General features: G+C 64.6%; 25 protein-coding genes and 1 tRNA gene. 19 read left to right on the top strand and 7 right to left on the bottom strand.

The window, feature by feature from the left end; all coding sequences use genetic code 11:
* Positions 1 to 9: 9 nt before the first annotated feature.
* A tRNA-Met gene (locus AC0L20_RS17775) sits at positions 10 to 86 on the bottom strand.
* 312 nt (positions 87 to 398) lie between these two features.
* Between AC0L20_RS17775 and AC0L20_RS17770 the strand changes: the two genes are divergently transcribed.
* Together AC0L20_RS17770 and AC0L20_RS17765 are read left to right on the top strand one after the other, a co-directional pair.
* Positions 399 to 1,856, top strand: coding sequence for a coniferyl aldehyde dehydrogenase (locus AC0L20_RS17770; protein WP_473290209.1), 1,458 nt, complete (start codon positions 399 to 401; stop codon positions 1,854 to 1,856).
* A gap of 120 nt (positions 1,857 to 1,976) precedes the next feature.
* Complete coding sequence (locus AC0L20_RS17765) at positions 1,977 to 3,569, top strand: GMC family oxidoreductase (protein ID WP_473290205.1); 1,593 nt, start codon at positions 1,977 to 1,979, stop codon at positions 3,567 to 3,569.
* Positions 3,570 to 3,728: 159 nt separating this feature from the next.
* On the opposite strand, the gene AC0L20_RS17760 is transcribed toward AC0L20_RS17765, so the two are convergent.
* A complete protein-coding gene (locus tag AC0L20_RS17760; RefSeq protein ID WP_473290203.1) occupies positions 3,729 to 4,490 on the bottom strand; it encodes an SDR family NAD(P)-dependent oxidoreductase in 762 nt (253 codons plus the stop codon).
* Between the two features lie 115 nt (positions 4,491 to 4,605).
* Here AC0L20_RS17760 and AC0L20_RS17755 point away from each other — a divergent pair, with 115 nt between their 5' ends.
* From AC0L20_RS17755 to AC0L20_RS17745, 3 genes are all read left to right on the top strand, one after another.
* Positions 4,606 to 5,118, top strand: a complete 513-nt coding sequence (locus AC0L20_RS17755) for a CvpA family protein (RefSeq protein ID WP_473290199.1) — start codon at positions 4,606 to 4,608, stop codon at positions 5,116 to 5,118.
* A 127-nt stretch (positions 5,119 to 5,245) separates the two neighbouring features.
* Entirely contained in the window at positions 5,246 to 6,028 is a 783-nt protein-coding gene (locus AC0L20_RS17750; protein ID WP_473260892.1) for an SDR family oxidoreductase, read from the top strand.
* On the top strand, positions 6,025 to 7,014 hold the full coding sequence (locus tag AC0L20_RS17745; protein ID WP_473290195.1) for an NADPH:quinone reductase: 990 nt from the start codon (positions 6,025 to 6,027) through the stop codon (positions 7,012 to 7,014). Before AC0L20_RS17750 ends, AC0L20_RS17745 begins: the two co-directional genes overlap by 4 nt.
* Before the next feature lie 12 nt (positions 7,015 to 7,026).
* On the opposite strand, the gene AC0L20_RS17740 is transcribed toward AC0L20_RS17745, so the two are convergent.
* Positions 7,027 to 7,506 carry a DUF3775 domain-containing protein gene (locus tag AC0L20_RS17740; protein WP_473290192.1) on the bottom strand — a complete coding sequence of 160 codons (480 nt, stop codon included), beginning with the start codon at positions 7,504 to 7,506 and terminating at the stop codon, positions 7,027 to 7,029.
* Between the two features lie 124 nt (positions 7,507 to 7,630).
* On the opposite strand from AC0L20_RS17740, the gene AC0L20_RS17735 reads away from it, so the two are divergent.
* The 8 genes from AC0L20_RS17735 (at position 7,631) to AC0L20_RS17700 (ending at position 16,335) form a co-directional block, all read left to right on the top strand.
* Positions 7,631 to 8,479: an MBL fold metallo-hydrolase gene (locus AC0L20_RS17735; RefSeq protein ID WP_473290190.1), complete on the top strand. Its 849-nt coding sequence runs from the start codon at positions 7,631 to 7,633 to the stop codon at positions 8,477 to 8,479.
* Between the two features lie 130 nt (positions 8,480 to 8,609).
* On the top strand, positions 8,610 to 9,452 hold the full coding sequence (locus AC0L20_RS17730; RefSeq protein WP_473290188.1) for a fumarylacetoacetate hydrolase family protein: 843 nt from the start codon (positions 8,610 to 8,612) through the stop codon (positions 9,450 to 9,452).
* Positions 9,453 to 9,595: 143 nt separating this feature from the next.
* On the top strand, positions 9,596 to 10,207 hold the full coding sequence (locus tag AC0L20_RS17725; protein WP_473290185.1) for a glutathione S-transferase family protein: 612 nt from the start codon (positions 9,596 to 9,598) through the stop codon (positions 10,205 to 10,207).
* Positions 10,208 to 10,232: 25 nt separating this feature from the next.
* Positions 10,233 to 11,426, top strand: coding sequence for a serine hydrolase domain-containing protein (locus AC0L20_RS17720; protein WP_473290183.1), 1,194 nt, complete (start codon positions 10,233 to 10,235; stop codon positions 11,424 to 11,426).
* Positions 11,427 to 11,442: 16 nt separating this feature from the next.
* Entirely contained in the window at positions 11,443 to 12,312 is an 870-nt protein-coding gene (locus tag AC0L20_RS17715; RefSeq protein ID WP_473290179.1) for an MBL fold metallo-hydrolase, read from the top strand.
* A 133-nt stretch (positions 12,313 to 12,445) separates the two neighbouring features.
* Entirely contained in the window at positions 12,446 to 13,597 is a 1,152-nt protein-coding gene (locus AC0L20_RS17710) for an alpha/beta hydrolase (protein ID WP_473290177.1), read from the top strand.
* 62 nt (positions 13,598 to 13,659) lie between these two features.
* Complete coding sequence (mbfA, locus tag AC0L20_RS17705; protein WP_473290175.1) at positions 13,660 to 14,631, top strand: iron exporter MbfA; 972 nt, start codon at positions 13,660 to 13,662, stop codon at positions 14,629 to 14,631.
* A gap of 231 nt (positions 14,632 to 14,862) precedes the next feature.
* Positions 14,863 to 16,335, top strand: a complete 1,473-nt coding sequence (locus tag AC0L20_RS17700; protein WP_473290172.1) for an amidase — start codon at positions 14,863 to 14,865, stop codon at positions 16,333 to 16,335.
* 27 nt (positions 16,336 to 16,362) lie between these two features.
* Here the strand turns inward: AC0L20_RS17700 and AC0L20_RS17695 are convergent, their stop codons facing one another.
* Positions 16,363 to 16,845, bottom strand: coding sequence for a CinA family protein (locus AC0L20_RS17695; protein WP_473290170.1), 483 nt, complete (start codon positions 16,843 to 16,845; stop codon positions 16,363 to 16,365).
* A 167-nt stretch (positions 16,846 to 17,012) separates the two neighbouring features.
* On the opposite strand from AC0L20_RS17695, the gene AC0L20_RS17690 reads away from it, so the two are divergent.
* From AC0L20_RS17690 to AC0L20_RS17680, 3 genes are read left to right on the top strand one after another with little or no spacing between them, the layout of a single operon-like run.
* The gene (locus tag AC0L20_RS17690) at positions 17,013 to 18,071 is read left to right on the top strand and encodes an amidohydrolase family protein (protein ID WP_473290168.1); all 1,059 of its coding nucleotides are present in this window, start codon (positions 17,013 to 17,015) and stop codon (positions 18,069 to 18,071) included.
* A gap of 23 nt (positions 18,072 to 18,094) precedes the next feature.
* Positions 18,095 to 19,204: an amidohydrolase family protein gene (locus AC0L20_RS17685; RefSeq protein WP_473290164.1), complete on the top strand. Its 1,110-nt coding sequence runs from the start codon at positions 18,095 to 18,097 to the stop codon at positions 19,202 to 19,204.
* Positions 19,204 to 19,617: a Rieske (2Fe-2S) protein gene (locus AC0L20_RS17680; protein ID WP_473290160.1), complete on the top strand. Its 414-nt coding sequence runs from the start codon at positions 19,204 to 19,206 to the stop codon at positions 19,615 to 19,617. Before AC0L20_RS17685 ends, AC0L20_RS17680 begins: the two co-directional genes overlap by 1 nt.
* Before the next feature lie 23 nt (positions 19,618 to 19,640).
* Here the strand turns inward: AC0L20_RS17680 and AC0L20_RS17675 are convergent, their stop codons facing one another.
* The gene (locus AC0L20_RS17675; RefSeq protein WP_027515345.1) at positions 19,641 to 20,540 is read right to left on the bottom strand and encodes a transcriptional regulator GcvA; all 900 of its coding nucleotides are present in this window, start codon (positions 20,538 to 20,540) and stop codon (positions 19,641 to 19,643) included.
* Positions 20,541 to 20,650: 110 nt separating this feature from the next.
* Between AC0L20_RS17675 and AC0L20_RS17670 the strand changes: the two genes are divergently transcribed.
* Both AC0L20_RS17670 and AC0L20_RS17665 read left to right on the top strand, forming a co-directional pair.
* Positions 20,651 to 20,854 (top strand): DUF1127 domain-containing protein, encoded by a 204-nt coding sequence (locus tag AC0L20_RS17670; protein WP_007599575.1) that lies wholly within the window; start codon positions 20,651 to 20,653, stop codon positions 20,852 to 20,854.
* An 80-nt stretch (positions 20,855 to 20,934) separates the two neighbouring features.
* Positions 20,935 to 21,558 (top strand): GNAT family N-acetyltransferase, encoded by a 624-nt coding sequence (locus AC0L20_RS17665; protein ID WP_473290157.1) that lies wholly within the window; start codon positions 20,935 to 20,937, stop codon positions 21,556 to 21,558.
* Positions 21,559 to 21,610: 52 nt separating this feature from the next.
* Here the strand turns inward: AC0L20_RS17665 and AC0L20_RS17660 are convergent, their stop codons facing one another.
* On the bottom strand, positions 21,611 to 22,441 hold the full coding sequence (locus AC0L20_RS17660) for an enoyl-CoA hydratase (protein WP_473290155.1): 831 nt from the start codon (positions 22,439 to 22,441) through the stop codon (positions 21,611 to 21,613).
* Between the two features lie 125 nt (positions 22,442 to 22,566).
* Positions 22,567 to 23,268, bottom strand: coding sequence for an SDR family NAD(P)-dependent oxidoreductase (locus AC0L20_RS17655; protein WP_473290153.1), 702 nt, complete (start codon positions 23,266 to 23,268; stop codon positions 22,567 to 22,569).
* Between the two features lie 243 nt (positions 23,269 to 23,511).
* Between AC0L20_RS17655 and AC0L20_RS17650 the strand changes: the two genes are divergently transcribed.
* Positions 23,512 to 25,296 carry an acyl-CoA dehydrogenase family protein gene (locus tag AC0L20_RS17650; protein ID WP_473290150.1) on the top strand — a complete coding sequence of 595 codons (1,785 nt, stop codon included), beginning with the start codon at positions 23,512 to 23,514 and terminating at the stop codon, positions 25,294 to 25,296.
* Positions 25,297 to 25,319: the final 23 nt, after the last annotated feature.

The following is a 25,319-nucleotide window of genomic DNA, read 5'->3' as shown; positions in this document are numbered from 1 at the left end:
GTCCGAACTTGGTTGCGGGGATAGGATTTGAACCTATGACCTTCAGGTTATGAGCCTGACGAGCTACCGGGCTGCTCCACCCCGCGTTAACCGTTGCTTTGCCTTCGTGAAAGTGCCGGGGACGATGAATGAAGGGCCGGCGCTGTTCGCGTGGCTTGCTTCGTCCGTCCCGAAGGCTTCCTTGGAAGGCAACCCCGGGCAAAGCCCGTTGGGTGCGGGCGGTATGTACCAACCCGGGGTGGCTTTGGAAAGGGCTGCGGGGACGTTTTTTTCGACTTTATGACAGCGCGGTGGACGAATTTGCGGCCTGTTTGGCCCGCCCTTGCCAGAAGTTCCACAAGGGGCCAGCTTGCGGCCACAAAACCAGGCGGAAACGCCACTTCGAAGGGGAGAACGCCATGGACCACGCCTTGGACGGCCCCTCCGATCGCCCCCCGACGAGCGCCCCGCTTCGGGCTCTCGAAGACGCCTGCCATGCCATGGTCGCGCGGTCGCGGGCCGAGCCGGCGCCTGGCCTTGCCGAGCGGCTCGACCGGCTGGCGCGGCTGCGCACTGTCGTCGCCGACAACGAGGAGCGCTTCCGGCAGGCGATCTCGGCGGATTTCGGCCACCGCTGCGCGGTCGAGACCAATATCGCCGAGACCATGATGGTGTTCTCCGAGATCCGTCATGCGACCAAGCACCTCAAGAGCTGGATGGCGCCGCAGCGCGTTTCGACGGCGCTGCAATTTTTGCCCGCGCGCAATCGGCTGATGTCGCAGCCGCTCGGCGTCGTCGGCATCATCGCGCCCTGGAATTATCCGCTGCAGCTGACGCTCGCGCCCGCGATCGGCGCGCTCGCCGCCGGCAACCGTGTCATCATCAAGCCGAGCGAACACGTCGCCCATTTCTCAGCGCTGCTGAAGGAGGCGGTCGCCGCGCGGTTCGATGCTGCGGAGTTGCTCGTCACCGGGGTCGAGGACGAGGTCGCGAAGGCCTTCGCACACCTGCCGTTCGATCATCTGGTGTTCACCGGCTCGACCCGGGTCGGGCGGCTGGTGGCGGAGGCCGCGGGGCGCAATCTGACGCCGGTCACGCTCGAGCTCGGCGGCAAGTCGCCTGTTATCATCGACGCCTCGGCCGACCTCGAAGAGGCCGCCGAACGCATCGCCTACGGCAAGCTGCTCAATGCCGGGCAGACCTGCATCGCGCCGGACTATGTGCTGGTGCCCGAGCGCGCGTTGCAGGCCTTCGCCGAAAAAGTGCGCGCGCAGATGCGGCGCATGTTCGGCACCGATCCCGCCAACGAGGACTACACCTCCGTGATCTCCGACCGGCATTATGCCCGGCTGGAAAATCTCGTCGCGGATGCGGCACGTCGCGGCGCCAAGATCCTGCAGCCGGCGAAGCCGGACGATCCGAACTGGAAGGCGCACCGCAAATTCCCGCCGACGCTGATCGTGGGCGCGACCGCAGACATGGCGGTCATGCAGGAGGAGATTTTTGGCCCCGTGCTCCCCGTGCTCGGCTATCGCGAAGCGGCCGACGCCATCGCCTTCGTCAACGCCCGCGATCGGCCGCTGGCGCTGTACTGGTTCGGCAAGGACCGCGTTGCGCGCGACGAGGTGCTGGCGCGCACCATCTCCGGCGGCGTCACCGTCAACGACTGCCTGTTCCACTTCGCGCAAATCAACCAGCCGATGGGCGGCGTCGGCGCATCCGGCACCGGCGCCTATCACGGCGAATGGGGCTTTCGCACCTTCAGCAAGCTGAAGCCGGTGTTCTATCGCTCGAAGTTCAACCGCCTCGCCGACCTGTATCCGCCCTACGGCGGCAAGATCGCGCGGCTGGAGAAGATGATGCGGTTCATGTCGTAGGTTTCAACACCCGTCATTGCGAGCGCAGCGAAGCAATCCAGAATCCCTCCGCGGCAAAAGTCTGGATTGCTTCGCTGCGCTCGCAATGACGAGAAGAAGAATGCAAGGGGGGAAACATCAGTGACGGACACATTCGATTTCGTCGTCGTGGGCGCGGGCTCCGGCGGCTGCGCGGTGGCGGGGCGGCTGTCGGAGGATGCGGGGACATCCGTGGCGCTGCTCGATGCCGGCGGACGGAACGACAATTGGCGGATCACCACGCCGTTCGGACTGGCTTTGCCCTACAAGGCGGCGAATTGGGGCTTCGATACCGTGCCGCAGAAGGGATTGAACGGCCGTATCGGCTATCAACCGCGCGGCAAGGGGCTCGGCGGATCCTCGGCGATCAATGCCATGGTCTACATCCGCGGCAACAAATGGGACTACGACCACTGGGCCTCGCTCGGCAATGCCGGCTGGTCGTATGCGGACGTGCTGCCCTATTTCAAGCGCTCGGAGAACAACGCCGATTTCGACGGCGCGTATCATGGCAAGGGCGGCCCGCTGCATGTCAACAGACTGCGCGCGGACAATCCGATCCACGACATCTTCCATCAGGCCGCCCGCGAGGCGCAGTTCCGCATCCGCGAGGACTTCAATGGAGACGACCACGAAGGGCTCGGCAGCTACCAGGTGACGCAGCACAATGGCGAGCGCTGGAGCGCGGCGCGCGCCTATCTGCATCCCCACATGGATAAGCGCGCCAATCTGCGTGTCGAGACGGGAGCGCATGCCACGCGCATCCTGTTCGAAGATGGGCGCGCGGTCGGCATCGAATATGTCCAGGGCAAGCAGACAAAGCAGCTGCGCGCCCGCCGCGAGGTGATCCTCGCCTCCGGCGCGTTCCAGTCACCGCAATTGCTGATGCTGTCGGGCATCGGCGACGGCGAGGCGCTTGCCGCGCACGGGATCGGCGTCGTGCATCACCTGCCGGGCGTGGGACGCAATCTGCAGGATCATCCGGATTTCGTGTTCGTCTACGCCTCCGACTACCCGCACTTCGTCCACTCGTCGCTCGGTCGGCTGCCATCCCTGCTCCGCGCCATCCAGCGATACCGCCGGGACCGGCGCGGACTGATGACCACCAATTTCGCCGAGTGTGGCGGCTTCCTGAAGACCCGAGCCGACCTCGACGTGCCCGACATCCAGCTGCACTTCATCATCGCGATGCTCGACGATCACGGCCGCAAGAAGCACAAGGAGGCGGGCTTCTCATGCCATGTCTGCCTGTTGAGGCCGAAGAGCCGTGGCAGCGTCTGGCTGAAAAGCGCCGATCCGCTGGCGGCGCCGATGATCGATCCGAATTTTCTGGGCGAAGCGGAGGATCTCGAGACGATGGTCGCGGGCTTCAAGACCACGCGACGGCTGATGGAGACGCCCGCGATGCGCGCGTTGCAGAAGAAGGACATGTTCACGTCCGATGTGAGAACGGACGACGACATCCGCGCCATCCTGCGCGCGCGTGTCGACACCGTCTATCACCCCGTCGGCACCTGCAAGATGGGCACCGACGCGATGGCCGTGGTCGATCCGGCGCTGAAGGTGCACGGCGTCGAGGGCCTGCGCGTCGTCGACGCCTCGATCATGCCGACACTGATTGGCGGCAATACCAATGCGCCGACCATCATGATCGGGGAGAAGGCGGCGGATATGATCAGGGCGGAGATGCGGTAGCTCTTCTCCCTCTCCCCGCTTGCGGGGAGAGGGTTGGGGTGAGGGGGAGCCTCCGCGAGGACGGAAGCAGTCGAATATGCAGAGACTCCCCCTCACCCGCATCGCATCTTCGATGCGATGCGACCTCTCCCCGCAAGCGGGGCGAGGTGAAGAAAGAGCTCAATTCAGCAAGAACCCGCCGTCCACCGTCACCACGCTCCCGGTCATGTACCGCGAGGCCTTCGAGGCCAGCAGCAAAATCGCGCCGTCGAGATCGGACTCGGCGCCGATGCGGCGCTGGGGAATGCGCTTGGTCAGGCGCTCGCCCGGCGGCGTCGACCAGAACGCGTGGTTCATTTCGGTGTCGATATAGCCGGGTGCCAGCGCGTTGACGCGGATGTTCTGCCCCGCAAGCTCCAGCGCCATCGCCTTGGTTGCCTGGATGATGCCGGCCTTGGAGATCGCGTAGGGCGACAACGCCTTCAGCACGCCGGTGCCGAGCACGGACGCGATGTTGACGATGTTGCCTGCCTGCTTGCGCGCGATCATGCGGCGCGCGATCTCGGTCGCGAGGAAATAGGCGCCCTTGAGATTGGCGCCGATCACCGCGTCCCAATCGGCCTCGGTCTGCTCGGTCGCGAGCTTTTCGATGGCGATGCCGGCATTGTTGATCAGCACCGTGACGGGGCCGAGCGCGGCTTCCGCTTCATCGACGGCCCGGGCGATCGATGCCGTGTCGGTGACGTCGAGTGCGACGGCGGCGGCACGGCCGCCTTTGCCGCGGATCTCGTCTTCCAGGCTCTTCAGCTTGTCGGTCTGCCGCGCCGCGAGCGCGACGGCCGCACCATGTGCCGCCAACACCCGGGCAAATTGCCGCCCCAGCCCCTGGCTCGCACCTGTGACGAGGATGGTTTCCTGACTGACGTCGAATAGGTCTGACATGACGCTTTCCTTGACGCTTTATTGGGCTTTGCAGCCATCAATACAGACGATTTTAACGATCTGAAACCGGAATGATCGGTTCTGCGTTCACTCGTTCCATGGCAGGCTCCCGCGCATGAACAGTTTCGATCTCGCCGTCTATGCGGCGTTCGCCATCGCGATCGGCTTCGGTTTCAGGACCGGCCTGCTCGGCAGCGCCATGACGATCCTCGCCTATCTCCTTGCCGCTCCCATCGCCGTCGCGCTGATGCCGCTGATCGTCCCGCAAATCGCGGGCAATCCGAACGCGCCGCTGCTGCAGAACTGGATCTGGTTCTTCGGCATCTTCGTGGTGGTCGGCATGCTGTTTGGATATCTCGGCCGGCTGGCGCTGAGCGACACGATACGGCAGGCCGGCATTGGCGACCGGCTCGGAGGCGCCGCGCTCGGCGCCATCAGGGTCGGCCTCGTCGCCACCACCTTGGTGCTAGTGTTCGACCAGATCGTGCCAGCCAACCGCCAGCCGCCGTTTCTCGCCGGCTCGCACCTGCGGCCGCTGTTCTCGATGGTGGGCCAGATGGGCTTCAAGTCGCTGCCGCCGGAGGCGGCCTCCGCGATCGACCGCCTCAAGCAGGAGCGGCGCATCTGATCCGGCGCATTTGCATCGCCGCGCAAGCGTGCATGCATTTTGATGCGAGCCAATCCCTTATCAGCGGCGCCAAGGTTGGCTAGAATAGCGGCTGTAAAAACCTGCATGACATTACGGGAGTGAAACAGTGGATCTTGGGATCAAAGGTCGCCGCGCCATCGTCTGCGCATCCAGCAAAGGCCTCGGACGCGCCTGCGCCATCTCGCTGGCCGAGGCCGGCGTTCACGTCACGCTGACCGCGCGCGGCGCCGAGGCCCTGAAGAAGACGGCCGACGACATTCGCAAGGCCTATCCTGATGTGACCGTCACCGAGATCGTCGGCGACATCACGACGCCGGCGGGCCGCGAGGCCGTGCTGAAGGCCTGCCCCGAGCCGGATATCCTGATCAACAATGCCGGCGGACCTCCGCCCGGCGATTTCCGCAACTGGACCCGCGACGACTGGATCAAGGCGATCGACGCCAACATGCTGACCCCGATCGAGCTGATCAAGTCGACCGTGGACGGCATGATGGCGCGCAAATTCGGCCGCATCGTCAACATCACCTCGGCCGCGGTGAAGGCGCCGATCGACATTCTCGGTCTCTCCAACGGCGCGCGCGCCGGCCTCACTGGCTTCATCGCCGGCCTGTCGCGCAAGACCGTGATCAACAACGTCACCATCAACGGCCTGCTGCCGGGCCCGTTCGAGACCGACCGCCTCCGCAGCACCGCGAAGGGGGAATCCGAGAAGCGCGGCATCACGCCGGACCAGGTTCTAGCCGAGCGCGCCAAGCTCAATCCCGCGGGCCGCTTCGGCGATCCCGACGAGTTCGGCTACGCCTGCGCCTTCCTGTGCGGCGCCAAGGCCGGCTTCATCACCGGGCAGAACCTTCTGCTCGATGGCGGAGCCTTCCCGGGAACCCTGTGAGGGCGGTCTGGTACGAGGAGACAGGACCGGCGACGGACGTCCTCACCTATGGTGAGATGGCGACGCCGGTCGCAGGTCCAGGCGAAGTTCGCATTCGCCTGGAAGCCTCCGGCGTCAATCCGGCCGATGTCGGCCGGCGCGGGGGCAGCTATCGCGCCAAGGAATTTTCGCGCGTCATTCCGAACAGCGATGGCGCGGGCTTTATCGACCAGACCGGCGATGGCGCGACACGGTTCAAGATCGGCGACAGGGTCTGGCTGTTCAACGGCCAGCGTAACGGCCGCGCCTTTGGCACCGCGGCCGAACATATCGCGCTTGCCGAGCATCTGGTGACGCCGCTGCCGGACAACCTCTCTTTTGCGGAAGGCGCGACGCTGGGCATTCCCGCCATGACCGCGTGGTGCTCGCTATTTGCGGACGGACCGATCGTTGGCAAGACCGTGCTGGTCACCGGCGGCGCGGGTGCAGTCGGGCATTACGCCGTGCAACTCGCAAAATGGGGCGGCGCGCAGGTGATCGCGACCGTCAGCTCGGCGATGAAAGGCGAGCAGGCGCGACAGGCTGGTGCCGATCTCGTGGTCAATTACAGGGACGAAGATGTCGTTGCCAAGGCGATGGCCTTCACCGACGGACGCGGGGTCGACCAATTGGTCGATGTCGATTTCGGCGGCAACATCGCGACGACCCTGAAATTGATGGCAATGAATTCGACAATCGCGGTCTACGCCACCAACGGCAACCGAACGCCGACCGTGCCGATGCGCGAGTTGATGGAGAAGTGCATCACGCTCCGCTCGCTCGTCCTGTTCGCGCTACCGCCAGCGCTGCTTGCGGCGGCGCAGGCCGACATCTCGAAATGGCTGGCAGCGGGGCCACGAATCCACAATGTCGCGACGCAGTTTGCGCTGTCGGAGACGGCGCAAGCCCATGTCGCCGTCGAGAAAGGCGACAAGCTCGGCACCGTGGTCGTTGACTGCGCGCGCTGATATCGGCCGGGATCACCGCTGTTGCTTGGTGGGCTCGTCTTCGTCCCGCTGGCTCGGACTGGATGAATCGGCGACTGGGTTTCCGTCGGTCCAGTCGACGCCGAATTCTTCGAGCCCGTCGGCGAGCAGATCGCCCAGCATCGGCTCACCCAGCAGATAATGCGCCGTTTCGCGCCGGGGACTGCGATACTCCGCACGCGCCTCCACCGCGCGTGCACGCAGATCGTCCCAATCGTCGAGCGTGCCGTCGCCGCGGCCGAGCCAGGTCAGCGCGACGAGATCGATCTGCTCGTCCTCATTCATGGCCACAATGAAGCTTCCGAGTTCGTTGACCACCGGATCGGAGCCGTCATCCTCGAGGACGTCGACCGCATCGTCATCCGTCGCATTCGAGCCGGAATCCGGATCGGAATCCGCCTGCTTGACGTCGAATTCACGCGCCTTTTCGATGATGAAGGCGACCTTCTCCGCGGAGATTGCGAGCTCTGGCATGGCTGGGCCTTTTGCTTTCCCTTGGGTTCCCGCGATAACGCCGCACCGCGTCAGATGATCCATTGCGCCTGACGGCGAAACTGCGCATGTTCCCCGCCAAAGCAAGAACATGAGGATGCGCCGGATGCAGTGGAAGGTCGGCAGGGTCAAAATCACTGAGGTCGTGGAATTGGAGACGGTCGGCTCGACCCGCTTCATTCTGCCCTTGGCGAGCAATGCAGAAATCCAGAAGCTGCCTTGGCTGATCCCCCATTTCGCCACGGAAGAGGGCCGGCTGAAAATGTCGATCCATTCGCTGGTGGTGGAGACGCCGACGCGCCGCATCGTGGTCGACACCGGCCTTGGCAACGACAAGCAGGGCCGCAACGTCCCGACCTGGAACAATCGCGCCACGCCGTTCCTGGAGACGATGATTGCGGCGGGCTTTCCGCCCGACAGCATCGATACCGTGCTGTGCACGCATCTTCATGTCGATCATGTCGGCTGGAACACGAAATGGGTCGACGGCAAATGGGTGCCGACCTTCCCCAACGCGCGCTATGTCTTCGGCAAGACCGAGTATGAGCATTGGCGCGACCATTCCACCGAGACGGACAAGTGGGCCGTGTTTGCCGATTCCGTGAAGCCGATCGTCGATGCCGAACGGGCCGAGTTGATCCAGAGCGACCACCGGCTCAGCGACGAGATCAGCATGATCCCGACCCCCGGCCACAGCCCCGGGCATATGAGCATTCTGATCCAGTCGGACGGCGAGCAGGGACTGCTGACGGGCGATGTCGCCCATCATCCCTGCCAGATGGCGCATCTCGGCTGGTCGTCAACTGCGGATTCCGACCAAAGCCAATCTGCCGCGACGCGGCGCGAATTGTTCGGCCGGTTTGCCGATACCCCGACGCTGGTGATCGGCGGGCATTTTTCGGCCGGGCACATCAAGCGGGACGGGGACGCGTTCAGGTTCGAGGCGCTGGCCTAGGCCTTGTGCCCCGGACGAACCTCCCGAATTGAGGAGGCTGCAATGCGCCCCTCTCTGAGCGGTTGAATTTCCCGCCGCCCTGTTCCATGAAGCTGTTCAACCGATCGGTCCAGTCCAGGGAGAAACGAGAATGAAGCTTGTTCGTTATGGCGAGAAGGGTGCGGAAAAGCCCGGCCTGATCGACAAATCCGGCCAGTTGCGGGACCTGTCAGCGCATCTGAAGGACCTGACCGGCGAGGCTTATTCGCCCGAGAGCCTGAAGAAGCTGGCGGCGCTCGATCCGGCCTCGCTGCCCGCCGTCTCCGGCAAGCCGCGGTTCGGCGCCCCCGTCACCGGCATGTCGAAATTCGTGGCGATCGGCCTCAACTACAGCGACCACGCCAAGGAGACCGGCGCGGAGATCCCGAGCGAGCCGATCATTTTCATGAAGGCCAACACCTCGCTGTCCGGCCCGAACGACGCCGTCGAGAAGCCGCGCGGCTCGACCAAGCTCGACTGGGAAGTCGAGATCGCCGCGATCATCGGCACGCGCGCAAAATACGTCTCGGAAGCCGACGCCCTCAACCACGTCGCCGGCTACTGCGTCTGCAACGACGTCTCCGAGCGCGCCTTCCAGATCGAGCGCCTGGGTCAATGGACCAAGGGCAAGTCGCACGACACGTTCGGCCCGCTCGGTCCCTGGCTCGCCACCAAGGACGAGATCAAGGACGTGCAGAACCTGCCGATGTGGCTCGACGTCAACGGCCAGCGCCGCCAGACCGGCTCGACCAAGACCATGATCTTCTCGATGGCCAAGTGCATCTCCTATGTCTCGCAGTTCATGACGCTGCTGCCGGGCGACATCATCACGACGGGCACCCCGCCCGGCGTCGGCCTCGGCATGAAGCCGCCGACCTTCCTCAATGTCGGCGACGTCATCACGCTCGGCATCGAGGGCCTCGGCGAGCAGCGCCAGGAGATCGTCGCGGCGTAAGCCGCCGCCCTCACTACTGCCACATCGTCATTGCGAGCGAAGCGAAGCAATCCAGAGATCGTCCGGCGGAGACAGCCTGGATTGCTTCGTCGCTTCGCTCCTCGCAATGACGAAGCAAAACTTTCATTTTTTGGATACTCGCCATGAAGCTCACCTTCTCCCCCGCCTCGCCCTTCGCCCGCAAGGTGCGCATCGCCGCGATCGAGCTCGGGCTGATCGACAAGATCGAGTTCACGCCGGCAGCCGTCGCGCCGGGCACGGCCAACGAGGACTATTCGAAGATCACGCCGCTGAAAAAGCTGCCGGTGCTGATCACCAATGATGGCGATGTTATTTTGGACTCCTACGTCATCGTCGAATATCTCAACGAGATGGCCGGCGGCAGCCTGATCCCGGACTACGGTCCGCGGCGCTGGAAGGCCAAGACCAATCATGCCCTGATCAACGGCATGCTCGATTCCATGCTGCTGTGCCGCTACGAGAAGATGGTGCGGCCGCAGGGCCTGCAATGGCAGGCGTGGTCGGACGACCATTGGAATCGGGCCTGGACCGGCATGGCGCGCTTCGAGAATATGCCCGAAGTGCTGAACGGCCCGTTCGACATCTCGCAGATCGGCCTCGTCTGCGTGCTCGGCTATGCCGACTTCCGCTTCGCCGATTGCGGCTGGCGCAAAGCCTATCCGAAGCTCGACGCCTTCCACCAGAGGATGCTGGAACGGCCCTCGGTGAAAATCTCGGTGCCGCCAGCGGCGTAGTATCGCGACGGCGGGGAGAAGGATGATGCGCGATCGCTTCCCCCGCCTCTGCATTCTCGGCGCGAGCCTCATGCTCGCGTTGACCGTCTCAACCACTTCCGTGCAAGCCGACGGCATGGTGCCTGGACAGCGAACCCTCGCCTGCGAACCGCCATCGTCAGCCGACGACGGCTGGACGACTGCGTCGCCCGACAGCGTCGGCATGGACGGCGCGCAACTCTGCGGCATCGCTGCACGACTCGGGCAACGCGCGACTTCGGTCCATTCGGTTGTCGTCGCGCGCCACGGCAAGCTCGTCTTCGAGCAATACTTCGCCGGCTACGACCAACCCTGGGGACAACCGGAAGGCCAGCGCGAATTCACCGCGACGACGAGGCACGACATGCGCTCGGCATCGAAGAGCGTCGTTTCGCTGCTCGTCGGCATCGCGATCGATCGCCAGCTGATCGAAGGCGTCGACGAGCCTGTGCTGAAATTCTTTCCCGACCATCGGGCGGTGAAGCAGACGGGCTGGGAGGTCATCACGCTGCGCCATCTGCTGACGATGTCCTCGGGAATGAAATGGGACGAGGCGCGGGGCTGGACCGATCCGAACAACGACGAGCCGCATCTCGGCTTTGAGGTCGATCCGATCGGCTATGTGCTCGCAAGGCCGGTCGCAGCGCCGCCGGATGTGCTCTGGACCTATAATGGCGGCGGGACTGAACTGCTCGGCAACATCCTCGAACGCGTCTCGGGCAAGCCGCTGGAGGCGTTTGCGCGCGAGGTGCTGTTCCAGCCGATCGGAATCACCGATTTCGAGTGGAAGGCCTACCCGAAGAACGGCAAGATCGCGGCGGCCGCCGGCCTGCGCTTGCGTCCGCGAGATGCCGCCAAGCTCGGCCAGCTCGTGCTCGATCGCGGCCGGTGGAACGGCCAGCAAATCGTCTCCGCCGATTGGATTGCACAATCGATCGCACCGCGCTTCCAGGCGATCGGCTTTTTCGGCGGCACGCTGTTCTATGGCTATCAATGGTGGATGGGCCGCTCGCTGGCCAGCGGGAGGGAAATCAAATGGATTGGCGCCTTTGGCTGGGGCGGCCAGCGCCTATTCATCGTGCCCGAGCTTGATCTTGTCATGATGACCACCGCTGCCCAATACGGCCAGCCGAAGGAAGGGCTGGCCGCGATCGACGTCCTCTCCAACATCGTCATTCCGTCCGTGCGTGACGCACGCTGAGTGCAAGGAAGCGAGCATGAGCCTGAAATACGCGGTCGGCGATCTCACCATCCATCGCATCGTCGAGCAGGAAACCTCGTTCGTGCCGGCGCTGGAGATGCTGCCGGGACTGACGCCGGAGCTGCTGGCCGAGAACCGGGCGTGGATGAGGGAGGCGAAAGCCCTGGATGACAGCGACACGTTGATGCTGTGCTTCCAGTCCTATGTGATCAAGACACCGCACCACACTATTCTGGTCGACAGCTGCATCGGCAACGACAAGCCGCGGCCGCAGCGGCCGAAATGGAACATGAAGACCGACGACACCTATCTGCGCGGGCTCGCGACCGCAGGCTTCTCGGTCGGCGACATCGACTTCGTGATGTGCACGCATCTGCACGTCGATCACGTCGGCTGGAACACGCGGCTGGAGAACGGCCGCTGGGTGCCGACCTTCCCGAAAGCGCGCTACGTCTTCGCCAAGCAGGAGTTCGATCACTGGAGCGAGCAGAACGCGAAGGCGGAGGTGCCGCCCTTCGCCGACAGCGTGCTGCCGGTGGTCGAGGCCAAACGCCACGAGCTCGTCGGCAACGATCACCAGATCGGCGACCACGTTCGTATTCTGCCGACGCCGGGCCACACGCCGGGCCATATCGCCATCACGATGGGCCACGGCAAGGACGACGCCGTGTTCTCCGGCGACCTCATGCACTCGCCGTTGCAGACGCTCTATCCGGAGCTGTCGGTCAAGTTCGACCTCGATCAAGCCAGGGCGGCAACGACGCGCCGCAGCTTCCTGGAACGCTATTGCGACACCGACACGCTGTGCTGCACCGCGCATTTCCCCTCGCCGTCGGTGGGAAAGATCCGGCGCAAGGGCAGCGGCTTCGTCTGTGCGGCGGTGTGATCTAGCCGAGATACCGTAGGGTGGGCAAAGCGAAGCGTGCCCACCATGCCAAACGCGTGATAGAATGATGGTGGGCACGGCGCGCGAAGCGCGCCTTTGCCCACCCTACGATTCCACCCGTGTGGAGAAAGCAATGACCGACCTCCCCGACATCCCGCTGCCCGCCGGCATCCGCTCACGCTATGTCGACGATATCAACGGCCTGCGCATGCACGTGCTGGAGGCCGGCTTCGAGACCAAGGGGCGACCCTGCATCCTGCTGCTGCACGGCTTTCCCGAGCTCGCCTTCTCCTGGCGCAAGGTGATGCCGGCGCTGAGCGCGGCCGGCTATCACGTGATCGCGCCGGACCAGCGCGGCTATGGCCGGACGACGGGATGGAGCGCGGAGTACGACGGCGACCTCGCGCCGTTTTCGCTCTTCAACCTGGTGCGGGATGCGCTCGGGCTGGTGTCGGCGTTCGGCTACAGGCAGGTCGATGTGGTCGGACATGATTTCGGCAGCCCTGTCGCGGCCTGGTGCGCGCTGATGCGACCCGACGTGTTTCGTTCGGTGGCGATGATGAGCGCGCCGTTCGGCGGGGCGCCGCCGCTGCCGTTCAACACGGTCGACGCGCCGGCAAAGCCACCGGCCGAAGACCCCGTGCATCGCGAGCTCGCCGCCTTGCCGCGTCCGCGCAAGCATTATCAATGGTACTATGCGACACGCCCGGCCAACGCCGACATCCACCGTGCGCCGCGGGGCGTGCATGATTTCCTGCGCGCCTACTATCATCACAAGAGCGCGGACTGGACCGACAACAAGCCGTATCCGCTGAAGTCCTGGTCGGCGAACGAGCTTGCGAAGCTGCCGACCTATTATGTGATGGACCTGAACGAGACCATGGCCGAGACGGTCGCAAAGGAGATGCCCTCGCCGGCCGCGATCGCCGCCAATCAATGGCTGCCCGACCGCGAGCTCGCCTACTACAGCGCCGAATATGGCCGAACCGGATTCCAGGGTGGCCTGCAATGGTATCGCTGCGGCACATCGGGTGCCTTCAACAGCCAGCTCCAATTGCTGGCCGGCCGCACCATCGACGTGCCCTCCTGCTTCATCTCAGGCAAGCAGGATTGGGGCACCTACCAGCGTCCCGGCGTGCTCGAGGCCATGCAGGCGCGGACCTGCACGCAGCTGCTCGGCTGCCACCTCGTCGATGGCGCCGGTCACTGGGTACAGCAGGAGCAGCCGGCCGAGGTGAGCCGTCTGCTGCTCGATTTCCTGGCGAAGAGCCGCGGCGTGGTTTGACCCGGGAACCCAAGCGCCCTATATAGTTTAGAATTGTTCTAAACTAACGAAACAGGGCCGCCGTGAAGAATTTTGCCGATCTCACCGAACGCGAGGTGCTTGCAGTCGCAATCTCCTCCGAGGAGGAGGACAGCCGCATCTACATGAGCTTCGCCGAAGACTTGAAGGAGCGCTATCCGGACTCCGCCAAGATCTTCGAGCAGATGGCCGAGGAAGAGCGCGGCCATCGTCACATGCTGCTGGAAATGTACGAGCAGCGTTTCGGTCCGCATTTGCCCCCGATCCGCCGCGAGGACGTCAAGGGTTTCCTGCGCCGCCGTCCAGTCTGGCTCACCAAAAACCTGCCGCTCGACACCGTCCGCAGGGAAGTCGAGACAATGGAATTGCAGGCCGAGCGCTTTTACGTGAAGGCCGCCGAACAGGCGCAGGATGTCGGCGTGCGCCGCCTGCTCGGCGATCTCGCCGAAGCCGAGAAAGGCCACGAAGAGGTGGCGGCCAAGCTGACGGACCAGATCCTGAGTTCAGACGTGCGCGCCGAGGAAGACCGCACCAACCGGCGCATGTTCGTGCTGCAATATGTGCAGCCAGGTCTCGCCGGCCTGATGGACGGCTCGGTTTCGACGCTGGCGCCGCTGTTTGCGGCTGCGTTCGCCACGCATCAGAACTGGCAAACCTTTCTGGTCGGCCTCGCCGCCTCGATCGGTGCCGGCATCAGCATGGGTTTTGCGGAAGCGCTGTCCGACGATGGTTCGCTGACCGGGCGCGGTTCGCCCTGGCTGCGCGGTCTCACCTGCGGCTTGATGACGACGCTTGGCGGGCTTGGACACACCCTGCCCTATCTCGTGCCCGACAGCTGGTCCAACGCATTCTGGATCGCGACCGGAATCGCCGGAATTGTCGTGTTCTTCGAATTGTGGGCGATCGCTTTCATCCGCGCGCGCTACATGGACACGCCGTTCCTGCAGGCCGTGTTCCAGATCGTGCTCGGCGGCGCCATCGTGCTGGCGGTGGGGATCTTGATCGGCGCGGCGTAGGACGTTGTCATGCCCCGGCTTGACCGGGGCATCCACTACGCCGCGACCTCTCGGTGTCCGATCGGCGCCGGTGGAATAGTGGATCGCCCGGTCAAGCCGGGCGATGACTGCGAGTGGTTGCTTGGCTCATCGCGTTCCGTCTTGCTCAGATGTCAATCGCGATCAAACGGCGGTTGCGGTGCTGGGCCAAACTGCGCATCATCGTTCGACAATAAGAACAGGAGATGCGCCATGGCCAAATCCGAATGGAGCTTCAAGAGCGCGGTCGCGCTGTCGGCCGCACTGACTTCGAAGAAGGTCTCGTCGGTCGAGCTCACGCAGGATGCGATCGACCGCATCGAACGGCACGACGGCAAGGTCAACGCGATCTGCGTGCGGGATTTCGACCGTGCGCTGGACGCCGCGCGCGAGGCGGACGCCGCATTGGCCCGCGGCGAGCGCAAGCCGCTGCTCGGCCTGCCGATGACGATCAAGGAATCCTTCAACATCGCCGGCCTGCCGACGACCTGGGGCTGGACGCCGCAGAAAGATTTCAAGCCGGCGGAGGACGCGCTGTCGATCGCCCGGGTGAAGGAGGCCGGCGGCGTCATCCTCGGCAAGACCAACGTGCCCGTGGGGTTGGCGGATTGGCAGAGCTACAACGAGATCTACGGCACGACCAACAATCCATTCGATCTCGGCCGCACGCCGGGTGGCTCGTCGGGCGGCTCGTCTGCGGCGCTCGCGACGGGCTATGGACCACTCTCGCTCGGGTCCGACATCGGCGGCTCGCTGCGCGTGCCCGCCTTCCATTGCGGGGTCTATGCGCACAAGCCGACCTACAATCTCTGTCCAACGCGCGGCCACACGCCGCCGCCATTTCCAGCCATCCCGATGGAGCGCGATATGGCGGTGATCGGTCCGATGGCACGGAGCGCAGTCGACCTGCCCCTGCTCCTGGATGTGATGGCAGGCCCCGATCCGCTGGACCTGGGCGTCGGATACAAACTCGCGCTGCCGGAGGCGCGACGCCGCACGCTGAAGGATTTTCGCGTGCTGGTGATCGACAGCCATCCGCTGCTGCCTGCGAACGCCGACATCCGCGGTGCGATCGAAAAACTGGCGGGGCAATTGACGGGCGCGGGCGCGCGCGTCGCGCGCGAAAGCCCGCTGTTTCCGGACTTCACGGACGCTTCTCGCCTCTATATGCGTATGCTGATGAGCTTCCTCGGCGCCTTCCTTCCGCCGGATATTCTCGCCGGCGCGCGTGCCGGTGCAGCGCAGCTCTCACCCGACGACAAGAGCCTTGCTGCCGAACGGCTGCGCGGCATGACCAGCACGCATCAGGCCTGGGTGTTCGACGAAGGCGCTCGCGCCGGCCTACGCGCGCAATGGCGGCAATTGTTCAGGACATTCGATGCGGTGATCTGCCCGATCATGCCGACCCCGGCCTATCCGCATGATCATTCGCCGGAGCAGGAAAAGCGCCGGATCAATATCGATGGCAAGGACCACGCCTATCCGGACCAGCTTGCCTGGCCCGGCATCGCCACTCTGACGGGCCTGCCGGCAACGGCTGTTCCGCTCGGTCTGTCGAAGGACGGCCTGCCGGTCGGCGTGCAAATCATCGGGCCCTCCCTCGAGGACCGCACGCCGCTGAAGCTCGCCGAGCTGATCGAACGCGAGTTCGGTGGGTTCGTGCCGCCGACGATGTTCGACGATTGATTGGTTGGCAATGACGGCGCCGCGAGGTCAGCGCTCCAAATTCTTCAACAGCAATTTCAGCGCTGTCGCCGCGAAGATCTGCATATTGGCGAAGCGGTCGTTGCTGCCCGTCTCCAGCGTCATCACCTCGACTGCGGGCCCGGCGACCGCCATGCAGCTGTGGCCCGCCGCATCGCCGTAGCGATTGCCGGTGGGACCGGCCGCGCCGGTCTCGGACAGGCCCCAATCGCAATTGAAGCGGCTGCGCATCTGCTCGGCCAGCAGTTGCGCGTAGGGCTCCGACGAGGAACGAAAGCCCTTCATTCCTTCGTCCGAAATATCCATCAGCACGCGCCTGGCATCGCGGGTGTAGACCACGGCCCCGCCGAGGAAATAGGCGGATGCGCCTGATACCGCGAGCAGGCTGGCCGAGATCAGGCCGCCGGTCGAGGATTCCGCCACGGCAATGGTCTGTTTGCGCGCGATCAGTTTCGCTGCGACCTGTTCCGCAATGCCGACGAGCTCTTTCATGTCCTGTACCTCTGATCCTCGCAACCGAGCTGTGCCTTCCTAGCATATGGCAGCGCCGTTGGCCGAGTTGCGGACGACGGGCAGGCCTGCTTGAATGGCAGTCAAGAGGCGGAGCGGCCAAGCGCCGCCCGCGAGAAGACGCGACGAGGAAACGTGAAGGACACGTCATGGCGTCCCTGATCGCCGGCGGAGTGGATTGCGATGTGCATCCGGCCGTGCCGCATCTGACCAGCCTGCTGCCGTACCTGAACGACTATTGGCGCGATCAGGTGAAGACGCGCGGCATGGTCGATCTCATCTCGCAATCCTACCCGCAAAACTCGCCGATCACGGCGCGGCCCGACTGGCGCCCCGAAAGCGGCAAGCCGGGCGAAAGCCTGGCGGACATGCAGCGCCATGTGCTCGATCCCTTTCAGCTCTCGCATGCCATCTGCAATCCGCTCTACGGCGTGCAGATGGTGTTTTCCGAGGATCTGCAGGCCGCCTTCTGCCGCGCACTGAACGAGTGGCTCGCGAAGGAATGGCTCGATCGCGACCCGCGTCTGCGCGGCTCGATCGTGATCCCCACCCAAAGCGTCGAGAAGGCCGTCGCGGAGATCGAGCGCTGTGCGACGGATCGCCGCTTCGTGCAGGTGCTGATGCTGGTGATGGGCGACACGCCGCTCGGCAAGCGCGCGCTATGGCCGATCTACGAGGCGGCGGAACGGCTGGACCTGCCGATCGGCATTCATGCCGGTTCCGCCTATCACAATCCGCCGACCGCCGTGGGCTGGGGTTCCTACCACATCGAGGACTATGCCGGTCAGGCTCAGGCGTTCCAGACCCAGCTCACCAGCCTGATCGTCGAGGGCGTGTTCGCCAAATATCCCCGACTGAAGATGGTGATGCTGGAATCCGGGGTGTCCTGGATCTCCCCCTTTCTGTGGCGCCTGCACAAGTTCTGGCGTGGGGTGCGGATGGAGACGCCGTGGGTCGATCGCGCGCCGCTGGAGATTGTGCGCAGCAACATCCGCTTCTCGTTACAGCCATTCGATGCGCCGCCGGATGAGGCGACATTAATTCGCCTGTTTGATCATATGCAGTCGGACGAATTGGTCGTATTCTCCACCGACTATCCGCACTGGCAGTTCGACGGCCAGGAGGCGCTGCCCGCAGGTCTCACCCCCGATCTCGTGCGCAAGATCATGATCGATAATCCGCATGCGACCTATCCCCGCCTGACTTAGCCGCTGCCAAAGGAGGCAAGGCGATGAATATTCAGTTCCGCGAAAGCTCCGAAGCCGCTTCCCCTCTGGCCGTCAAACCCGCGATCGCGGACTGCGACATCCATCCGGCACGCGCGAGCCGCGCCGAGCTCTATCCCTATCTGGCCAAGCGCTGGCAGCATCATCTCGAAGTCTACGGCGTCCATGCCTATCAGGGCATGATGGAAGGTCCGCCCTATCCGAAGGCCCAGCCCAACGCCTCGCGCCGCGACGCCTATCCGCCGGAAGGCGGGCCGCAGGGCTCCTCGCTGTCCTTCATGCAGAAGCAGCTGCTCGACCCCAACAACGTGCAGCTCGGCGTGCTCAATCCGCTCAACACTGGCCAGGGCATCCGCAATCACGAGCTCTCGGCCGCTTTGTGCTCGGCGATCAACGACTGGCAGATCGACAAATGGACCAGCAAGGACAAGCGGCTGAAGGCCTCCATCGTCGTCGGCAATGAGGACGGGCTGTCGGCCGCAGCCGAAATCCGCGAGCGCGCCGGCGACAAGAATTTCGTGCAGGTGCTGCTGCTCAGCCGCAACGTCGAGCCGCTCGGCCAGCGCCGCTACTGGCCGATCTACCAGGCCGCCGAAGAGGCCGGCCTTCCCGTCGGCGTCCACGCGTTCGGCTTCGGCGGCAACCCGATCACGCCGTCGGGCTGGCCTTCCTATTACATCGAGGAAATGGTCGGCCACTCGCAGTGCCAGCAATCGGCGCTCGCAAGCCTCGTGCTGGAGGGCGTGTTCGAGCGCTTCCCGAAATTGAAGATGGTGATGATCGAGGCCGGCTTCGGCTGGGCGCCGTCGCTGGCGTGGCGGCTCGATAAGGTCTGGCAACGGCTGCGCAGCGAGGTGCCGCATGTCAAACGGCCGCCGTCGGAATATATCCGCGAGCAGGTGTGGTGGACGACGCAGCCGATGGAAGATCCGGAGCGGCGCGAGGACCTGTTCGACGTCATCAAGTGGATCGGCTGGGACCGGCTGCTGTTCGCCACCGACTATCCGCACTGGGATTACGACGAGCCGTCGCGCGTGCTGCCCGCGGGCGTCAGCGACGACAACCGCGAGGCCTTCTATCTCGGCAATGCGAAGAAGCTGTATGGGATCGGTTGATGGCGCGGCATGTGATTGCCGCGGTCGATGAGCTTCCGCCCGGCACGCGAAAATTTCTGGAGATCGACGGACGGCCGATCGCGGTCTTCAACATCAAGGGTGAGTATTTCGGCCTGATGAACCGCTGCCCGCATCAGGGCGCGGCGCTGTGCGAGGGACCGCTGATCGGGCTCGCGCAATCGACGGATCCGGGCGAGATTGAATACACCAAGCTCGGCGAGATCATTCGCTGCCCCTGGCATGGCTGGGAGTTCGACATCCGCACCGGCCAGTCCTACTGCGACCCCCGCCGCTTCCGCGTGAAGGCCTACCCGGCTCATGTCGAGCCGGGTGCGAGCGTGGTGAAGGGGCCGTACGTCGCTGAGACGATACCGGTGAAAGTCGAGAGCGATTACGTCGTGGTGGACCTGTAGCGAAGCAGATGGCGCGGACGATCTCAAGCTTTATTCTGCGTTGCAGCGATCATCCAGTCGCGGAATGCGGCGAGCTTGGGCGCCTCGCGGCGGCCCTCCGGCGCGACCAGGTAGAAGCCGGCATCGGCCGGCAGCGCGATCTTGAAGGGGACCACTAGTCGCCCCTTGGCGATGTCGTCCTGGACGTAGGAGGTCCGCCCCATCGCGACGCCGATGCCGTCGATCGCGGCCTGGATGGTCATGAAGATCATGTCGAAGGTGATGCCGGGCTGCCTGGCGATGTCGGCCGGCTGACCCGCCGCCGTCAACCACAGCCGCCAGTCGTCGCTGTTGGCATTGGAGGTGTGCAGCAGCATGTGGCTCTTGAGGTCCTCGGGACAGCGCAACGGCTTGTCACCGCGCAAGAGAGACGGGCTGCACACCGGAAACAGCTCGTCCGCCATCAGCCAGTCGGCGCGCAAGCCCGCCCACTGGCCGCGCCCGTAACGGATCGCGGCATCGACATTGTCGCGCTGGAAGTCGACGAGGCTGGTCGATGTGGTGATGCGAACGTCGATGCCGGGATGGTGCTCCTGGAAATCGGTCAGCCGCGGCAGCAGCCATTTTGCAGCGAGCGAGGCCAGCGTCGAGACCGTCAGCACCTTGTCGTCGTCCTTGCGCAGCAGCCGATCGGTGGCCAACCGAAGGTCATTGAAGGCGGCGCGGACGCCCGGCAGATAGTCGCGCGCCTCCGGCGTCAGCGTCAGCGCGCGGTTCTGCCGGACGAACAGGCGGATGCCGAGCTCCTCCTCGAGCCTGCGGATCTGATGGCTGATCGCGGTCTGGGTCACGTTCAGCTCGGACGCCGCCAGCGTGAAGCTGAGATGGCGCGCGGCAGCCTCAAAGGCCCGCAATCCGTTCAGGGAGGGCAATCTGGCAGTCATTTGGCAGCAGGATACATGACGTTATTTCATGCGAAAGAGTACAAATTGTCGTTTGTCGCAGTGCACCCGCAAGCAGATATTAGCGGTCAACTTAGCTCCAGGAGCTGACAATGTCTACTTTGACCCAGAATTCGATGACAAATCATCATGCGCCGGGCCTGATCCATCAGATCGGCGAGACCCTCCATGTCTGGCACGAGCGCTACCGGACCCGGCGGGAGCTCACCAACTGGTCGGCGCGTGACCTCCAGGACGTCGGGCTGTCCTGGAGCGATGTGGCCTATGAGGCCGACAAACCCTTCTGGCGGGCCTGATTGGCCGCCAGGCCGGCGCCGCCTGACTGTGGGGGCGCCGGCGGTCCTTTTTCCCTTTGGTCCCCTTGGGGGCGCGTGTCATGAGCATCCTTCGCCCGGAAGATCTGAAGCAATATTCGGACACGCTGCGCACGCGACACGGCGAGGCGCTGCGCGTTCGCTTCGTCGAGCCGCGCGACACCGAGGAGCTCCAGCACTATTTTCGCTCGCTCTCGACGCGGTCCCGCTACAACCGCTTCTTCGGCGCGATCAGCGAACTGCCGCAGGGCCTGCTGCACGAATTCCTTCAAATCGGCGAGCGCGAACGTTTCACCGTGGCCGCGACCATGATGGTCGACGGCTTCGAGACCATCGTCGCCGAAGCCCGCTACGCGCTGCATGCCGAAACCGCGACGCTTGAATTCGGCCTGTCGGTCGCCGACCGCTGGCAGGGCCACGGCATCGCCACCGTGCTGATGAAGAATCTTGAATGCCGCGCGGCGGCGCTCGGCGCCGACCACATCTTCGGCGACACGCTGCGCTCCAACGCGGCCATGATCTCGCTCGCACGTAAATCGGACTTCGCCTTCGTCAAACATCCTGACGACTGGAAGCTGGTGCGCTTCGACAAGGAGCTCTCCGTCGCACCGAAAGACATTCCCTGTGCGAGCTGGCGTCTCGTCGCTCTTTCCCGTCAGGCCGATAGCCCCTCAGCCTCGGCCTGACACCACTCGTGCCCGGCCTGGCGACAACCAGAGCCGGGCATTTTTTTCGCCCCTACTTCCCTGCGAACACCGCCTTGCGCTTCTCGATGAAGGCCTGCACCGCCTCCTTGTGGTCAGCGGTCGTGGTCAGGCGGACCAGACGCTCGGCTTCATGGTCGCGCGCGGTCTCGAAGTCGAACAGTAGGGCCTCGTCGAGATTGTCCTTCATGTAGCGCAGCGCGAGGCGCGGACCTCCAGCGAGGGATTTTGCCAATGCAAAGGCCTCCGCCTGCAATTTGTCGTCGGGCACCACGCGGTTGACGAGGCCGATGGCCTCGCACCTGGCGGCATCGACCCGATCGCCGGTGAACAGCAGCTCGCGCGCCCGCGCAGTGCCGACGAGGCGCGTCAACAGCCACGCGATGCCATAATCGCCGCTGAGCGCAATGCGCGCATAGCCGGTGGCCACGAAGGCCGATTGCGCGGCAATGCGGATGTCGCAGGCCATAGCGATGGCGAGCCCCGCGCCGACCGCCGGCCCCGGCAGCGCCGCGATGGTCGGCTTGCGCACCGACACCAGCGCGCCGGTGAGCAGTCGCTGGCGCTCCTGGAGATCGGCGACCTTGTCGTCAAAGGACATTTCCAGCTTCTTCGGGTCGCGATGCGCGCCCATGCCCTTGACGTTGCCGCCGGCGCAGAACGCTTCGCCCGCGCCGGTGATCAGCAGCGCGCCGACATCGGGGTTCTCGCCGCAGGAGCGGATCATCGTGCGCAGCGCCGGGGTCAGCGCGTCCGACAGCGAGTTGCGCGCCTCCGGCCGGTTCAGCGTGATGACGGCGACGCGATCGCGGATCACACAGAGGAGTTCATTGGTGCCGGTATCGATGGTGGTTTCCGTGGTCATGCCGCTCCCTCTCTTTCGTCATTGCGAGGAGCGAAGCGACGAAGCAATCCAGCCTTTTTTCAGTGGAGGCATTTCTGGATTGCTTCGCTTCGCTCGCAATGACGGTCGCTGTGAATTTATCGCCTTCAAAACTTCTCCACCCAGGGCCGCAGCTCCAGCTCCCAGCTCCAGGCGCTACGCGGCTGCTGCAACAAATTCCAGTAGCTCTCCGCGATGGCATCGGGATCGAGCATCGAATCCGGCTTCTCCGGCGCTTCGGTGCGCGCTGCGCTCCTGATGCCGCCATCGATCACGAAATGCGCGACATGGATGCCTTGCGGCGACAATTCGCGCGCCATGCTCTGCGCGAGCCCGCGCAGTGCGAACTTGCCCATCGCGAACGGTGCGGACTGCGCATAGCCCTTGACGCTGGCCGAGGCGCCGGTGAACAGGATCGCACCGTGCTGGTTCGGCAGCATGCGCCTGGCCGCCTGCTGCGCCACCAGGAAGCCGCCATAGGCACTGACCGCAATGGCGTTCGCCACGTCGGCCGGAACGAGATCGACGAACGGCCCGCGCGCCCGGCCGCTGGCGTTGTAGACGACCAAATCGGGCGTGCCGATCTCGCGTTCGACGAGGCCGAACAGGCGTTCGACCTCATCAGGCTCGGTGGCGTTGCAGGCATAGGCCTTGGCGCCGGTTGCGCTGCAGAGCGCGCCGAGCTTCTCAATTTTTCGCGCGGCCAGTGCGACGCGGATGCCCTGGGCGGACAACAGCCGCGCCAGCGAGGCGCTCAGGCCTTCGCCGGCACCGACGATGAGCGCGATCTTGTATTTCGGGTGTTCCATGACGTGATCTCTCGAAGACGGGAAGCCGCTGATCTATGCACGGTCCGCGCGGACAACCAGCCAGAGCTTTGGGCAAGCCGATCACAATTCCGCAGGGCGAATTGCTCCCACACGGCGATCATGCCTCCCTGACAATTTGCGGCTTTATCCGCTTTCGCGACTGGAGCATGATCGACATCATCCCAAGCGGCAAGCGCCAAATCAGCGCAAAATGGCCGCAAGGCGGAAACGAAGAGGACGATCATGCACAAGCCGGCCCCCGCGCAGGCAAAACAGGTCGCGGCCGCACCATCCGGGCTGCTGGCTCCCGACACCACCGGCATGAATTTCTACCGCGCCGATCAGGCCCTCACCGATCTCCTGCGCATTCATCTGCCGGACACGCTATTCCGCCACATCGAGCCGCATCTCGATCGGCTGGGTGAACTCGCCGGCGGACATCTCGACGATTGCGCGCGGCTCGCCGACCGGCACGCGCCGGTGCTGCACCAGCGCGACAAGTTCGGTCGCGACGTGCAGTGGATCGAATACCACCCGGCCTATCGCGAGCTGGAGAAGGCAGCCTTCGGCGAGTTCGGCATCCATGCGCTTTCGATCCGCAAGGGCATCATGGGTTGGCCGGACAAATATCCCGTCGTCGCCAAGCACGCCTTCACCTTCCTGTTCAACCAGACCGAATTCGGCATGGGCTGCCCGATCAACGTCACCGATGGCTGCGCCAAGCTGCTCGCGAATTTCGGCAGCGAGGCGCTGAAGGCGAAATATCTCGACGGCCTGACCCAGACCGACATGAGCACGCTGACCCAGGGCGGCCAGTTCATGACCGAGAAGGAAGGCGGCTCCGACGTCGGGACGCTGACCACGACGGCGGTGCAGGAAGGCGACCATTGGCGCCTCACCGGCGAAAAATGGTTCTGCTCGAACGCCGACGCGAAGATCGTGATGCTGCTGGCGCGCCCCGAAGGCGCCGGCCCCGGCACGCGCGGCGTCGGCCTGTTCCTGATGCCGCGCTTCCTCGACGATGGCTCGCAGAACCACTACCGCATCGTGCGTCTGAAGGACAAGCTCGGCACGCGCTCGATGGCCTCGGGTGAGATCAAGCTCGAAGGCGCGATCGCCTACGCGGTCGGCAAGCTCGACCGCGGCTTCGTGCAGATGGCCGAGATGGTGAACTCGTCGCGGCTTTCAAATGGCGTCAAATCCACCGCGCTGATGCGGCGGGCCTACCATGACGCGATGACGGTGGCGAAAAACCGCGTGGTGTTCGGCAACCGCATCATCGACCTGCCGCTGGGCCGGCGCCAGATGCTGAAGATCATGCTGCCGGTCGAGCAGGCGTTGTCGATGAGCTTTCTCACTGCGGACGCGCTCGACCGTGCCGAGGCCGGCAGCCAGGATGCAGCCGCACTGCTGCGCATCCTGACGCCGACCTTGAAATTCCGCGCGACGCGCGATGCGCGAAAGGTCTGTGGCGACGCGCTCGAGATGCGCGGCGGCATCGGCTATATCGAGGAATTCGCGACCGCCCGCCTGCTGCGCGACGCGCATCTCGGTTCGGTCTGGGAAGGCACCGGCAACATCGTCGCGATCGATGCGCTCCGGCGCGCGGTCGGCCGCCACGGTGCCGAATCCGCGCTCGCCGCCGATCTGCACGCCCGCCTCGATGACAGCCGCTCGGTGCCGCAGGCCTGGTGCGACCGGCTCCGCACCCTCACCGATCGCGCGGTCGGTTTTGCGCGCGAGGTCGCGGCCAAATCCGAAAACGAAGCCGATGCGCGCCGCGCCACCAGCCTGCTCTATCATGTCGCCAGTGCCGTGGCGCTCGCCTGGGAGGCCCATCGCATTCACGACATGCGCGGCGATGCGCGAAGGCTGTTGTTGTCGCGGCTGGTGATCGATCACCGGGTGTTGCCGAGCGATCCGTTCCGGCTGACGGAAAATGCCGTGCAGCAGAAGATCGCCACGCTGCTGCTCGGCGAGCGCGCAGCTGATATGAGCGAGGTTGGCGAACTGGTCCTGGCGGCGTAGGCTGCACCCACGTCCAAAGCAAA

It is taken from the genome of Bradyrhizobium sp. Kon58, assembly GCF_055807455.1.
This window is presented reverse-complemented; position numbering and strand designations above follow the sequence as displayed.

What these genes read in the sequence shown, in the direction of transcription:
- AC0L20_RS17770 (WP_473290209.1), top strand. Translation starts at nt 399, where the DNA reads ATGGACCACGCCTTGGACGGCCCCTCCGATCGCCCCCCGACGAGCGCC.
- AC0L20_RS17760 (WP_473290203.1), bottom strand. Translation starts at nt 4,490, where the DNA reads ATGTCAGACCTATTCGACGTCAGTCAGGAAACCATCCTCGTCACAGGT.
- AC0L20_RS17755 (WP_473290199.1), top strand. Translation starts at nt 4,606, where the DNA reads ATGAACAGTTTCGATCTCGCCGTCTATGCGGCGTTCGCCATCGCGATC.
- AC0L20_RS17740 (WP_473290192.1), bottom strand. Translation starts at nt 7,506, where the DNA reads ATGCCAGAGCTCGCAATCTCCGCGGAGAAGGTCGCCTTCATCATCGAA.
- AC0L20_RS17735 (WP_473290190.1), top strand. Translation starts at nt 7,631, where the DNA reads ATGCAGTGGAAGGTCGGCAGGGTCAAAATCACTGAGGTCGTGGAATTG.
- AC0L20_RS17730 (WP_473290188.1), top strand. Translation starts at nt 8,610, where the DNA reads ATGAAGCTTGTTCGTTATGGCGAGAAGGGTGCGGAAAAGCCCGGCCTG.
- AC0L20_RS17725 (WP_473290185.1), top strand. Translation starts at nt 9,596, where the DNA reads ATGAAGCTCACCTTCTCCCCCGCCTCGCCCTTCGCCCGCAAGGTGCGC.
- AC0L20_RS17720 (WP_473290183.1), top strand. Translation starts at nt 10,233, where the DNA reads ATGCGCGATCGCTTCCCCCGCCTCTGCATTCTCGGCGCGAGCCTCATG.
- AC0L20_RS17715 (WP_473290179.1), top strand. Translation starts at nt 11,443, where the DNA reads ATGAGCCTGAAATACGCGGTCGGCGATCTCACCATCCATCGCATCGTC.
- AC0L20_RS17710 (WP_473290177.1), top strand. Translation starts at nt 12,446, where the DNA reads ATGACCGACCTCCCCGACATCCCGCTGCCCGCCGGCATCCGCTCACGC.
- AC0L20_RS17700 (WP_473290172.1), top strand. Translation starts at nt 14,863, where the DNA reads ATGGCCAAATCCGAATGGAGCTTCAAGAGCGCGGTCGCGCTGTCGGCC.
- AC0L20_RS17695 (WP_473290170.1), bottom strand. Translation starts at nt 16,845, where the DNA reads ATGAAAGAGCTCGTCGGCATTGCGGAACAGGTCGCAGCGAAACTGATC.
- AC0L20_RS17690 (WP_473290168.1), top strand. Translation starts at nt 17,013, where the DNA reads ATGGCGTCCCTGATCGCCGGCGGAGTGGATTGCGATGTGCATCCGGCC.
- AC0L20_RS17685 (WP_473290164.1), top strand. Translation starts at nt 18,095, where the DNA reads ATGAATATTCAGTTCCGCGAAAGCTCCGAAGCCGCTTCCCCTCTGGCC.
- AC0L20_RS17680 (WP_473290160.1), top strand. Translation starts at nt 19,204, where the DNA reads ATGGCGCGGCATGTGATTGCCGCGGTCGATGAGCTTCCGCCCGGCACG.
- AC0L20_RS17675 (WP_027515345.1), bottom strand. Translation starts at nt 20,540, where the DNA reads ATGACTGCCAGATTGCCCTCCCTGAACGGATTGCGGGCCTTTGAGGCT.
- AC0L20_RS17670 (WP_007599575.1), top strand. Translation starts at nt 20,651, where the DNA reads ATGTCTACTTTGACCCAGAATTCGATGACAAATCATCATGCGCCGGGC.
- AC0L20_RS17665 (WP_473290157.1), top strand. Translation starts at nt 20,935, where the DNA reads ATGAGCATCCTTCGCCCGGAAGATCTGAAGCAATATTCGGACACGCTG.
- AC0L20_RS17660 (WP_473290155.1), bottom strand. Translation starts at nt 22,441, where the DNA reads ATGACCACGGAAACCACCATCGATACCGGCACCAATGAACTCCTCTGT.
- AC0L20_RS17655 (WP_473290153.1), bottom strand. Translation starts at nt 23,268, where the DNA reads ATGGAACACCCGAAATACAAGATCGCGCTCATCGTCGGTGCCGGCGAA.
- AC0L20_RS17650 (WP_473290150.1), top strand. Translation starts at nt 23,512, where the DNA reads ATGCACAAGCCGGCCCCCGCGCAGGCAAAACAGGTCGCGGCCGCACCA.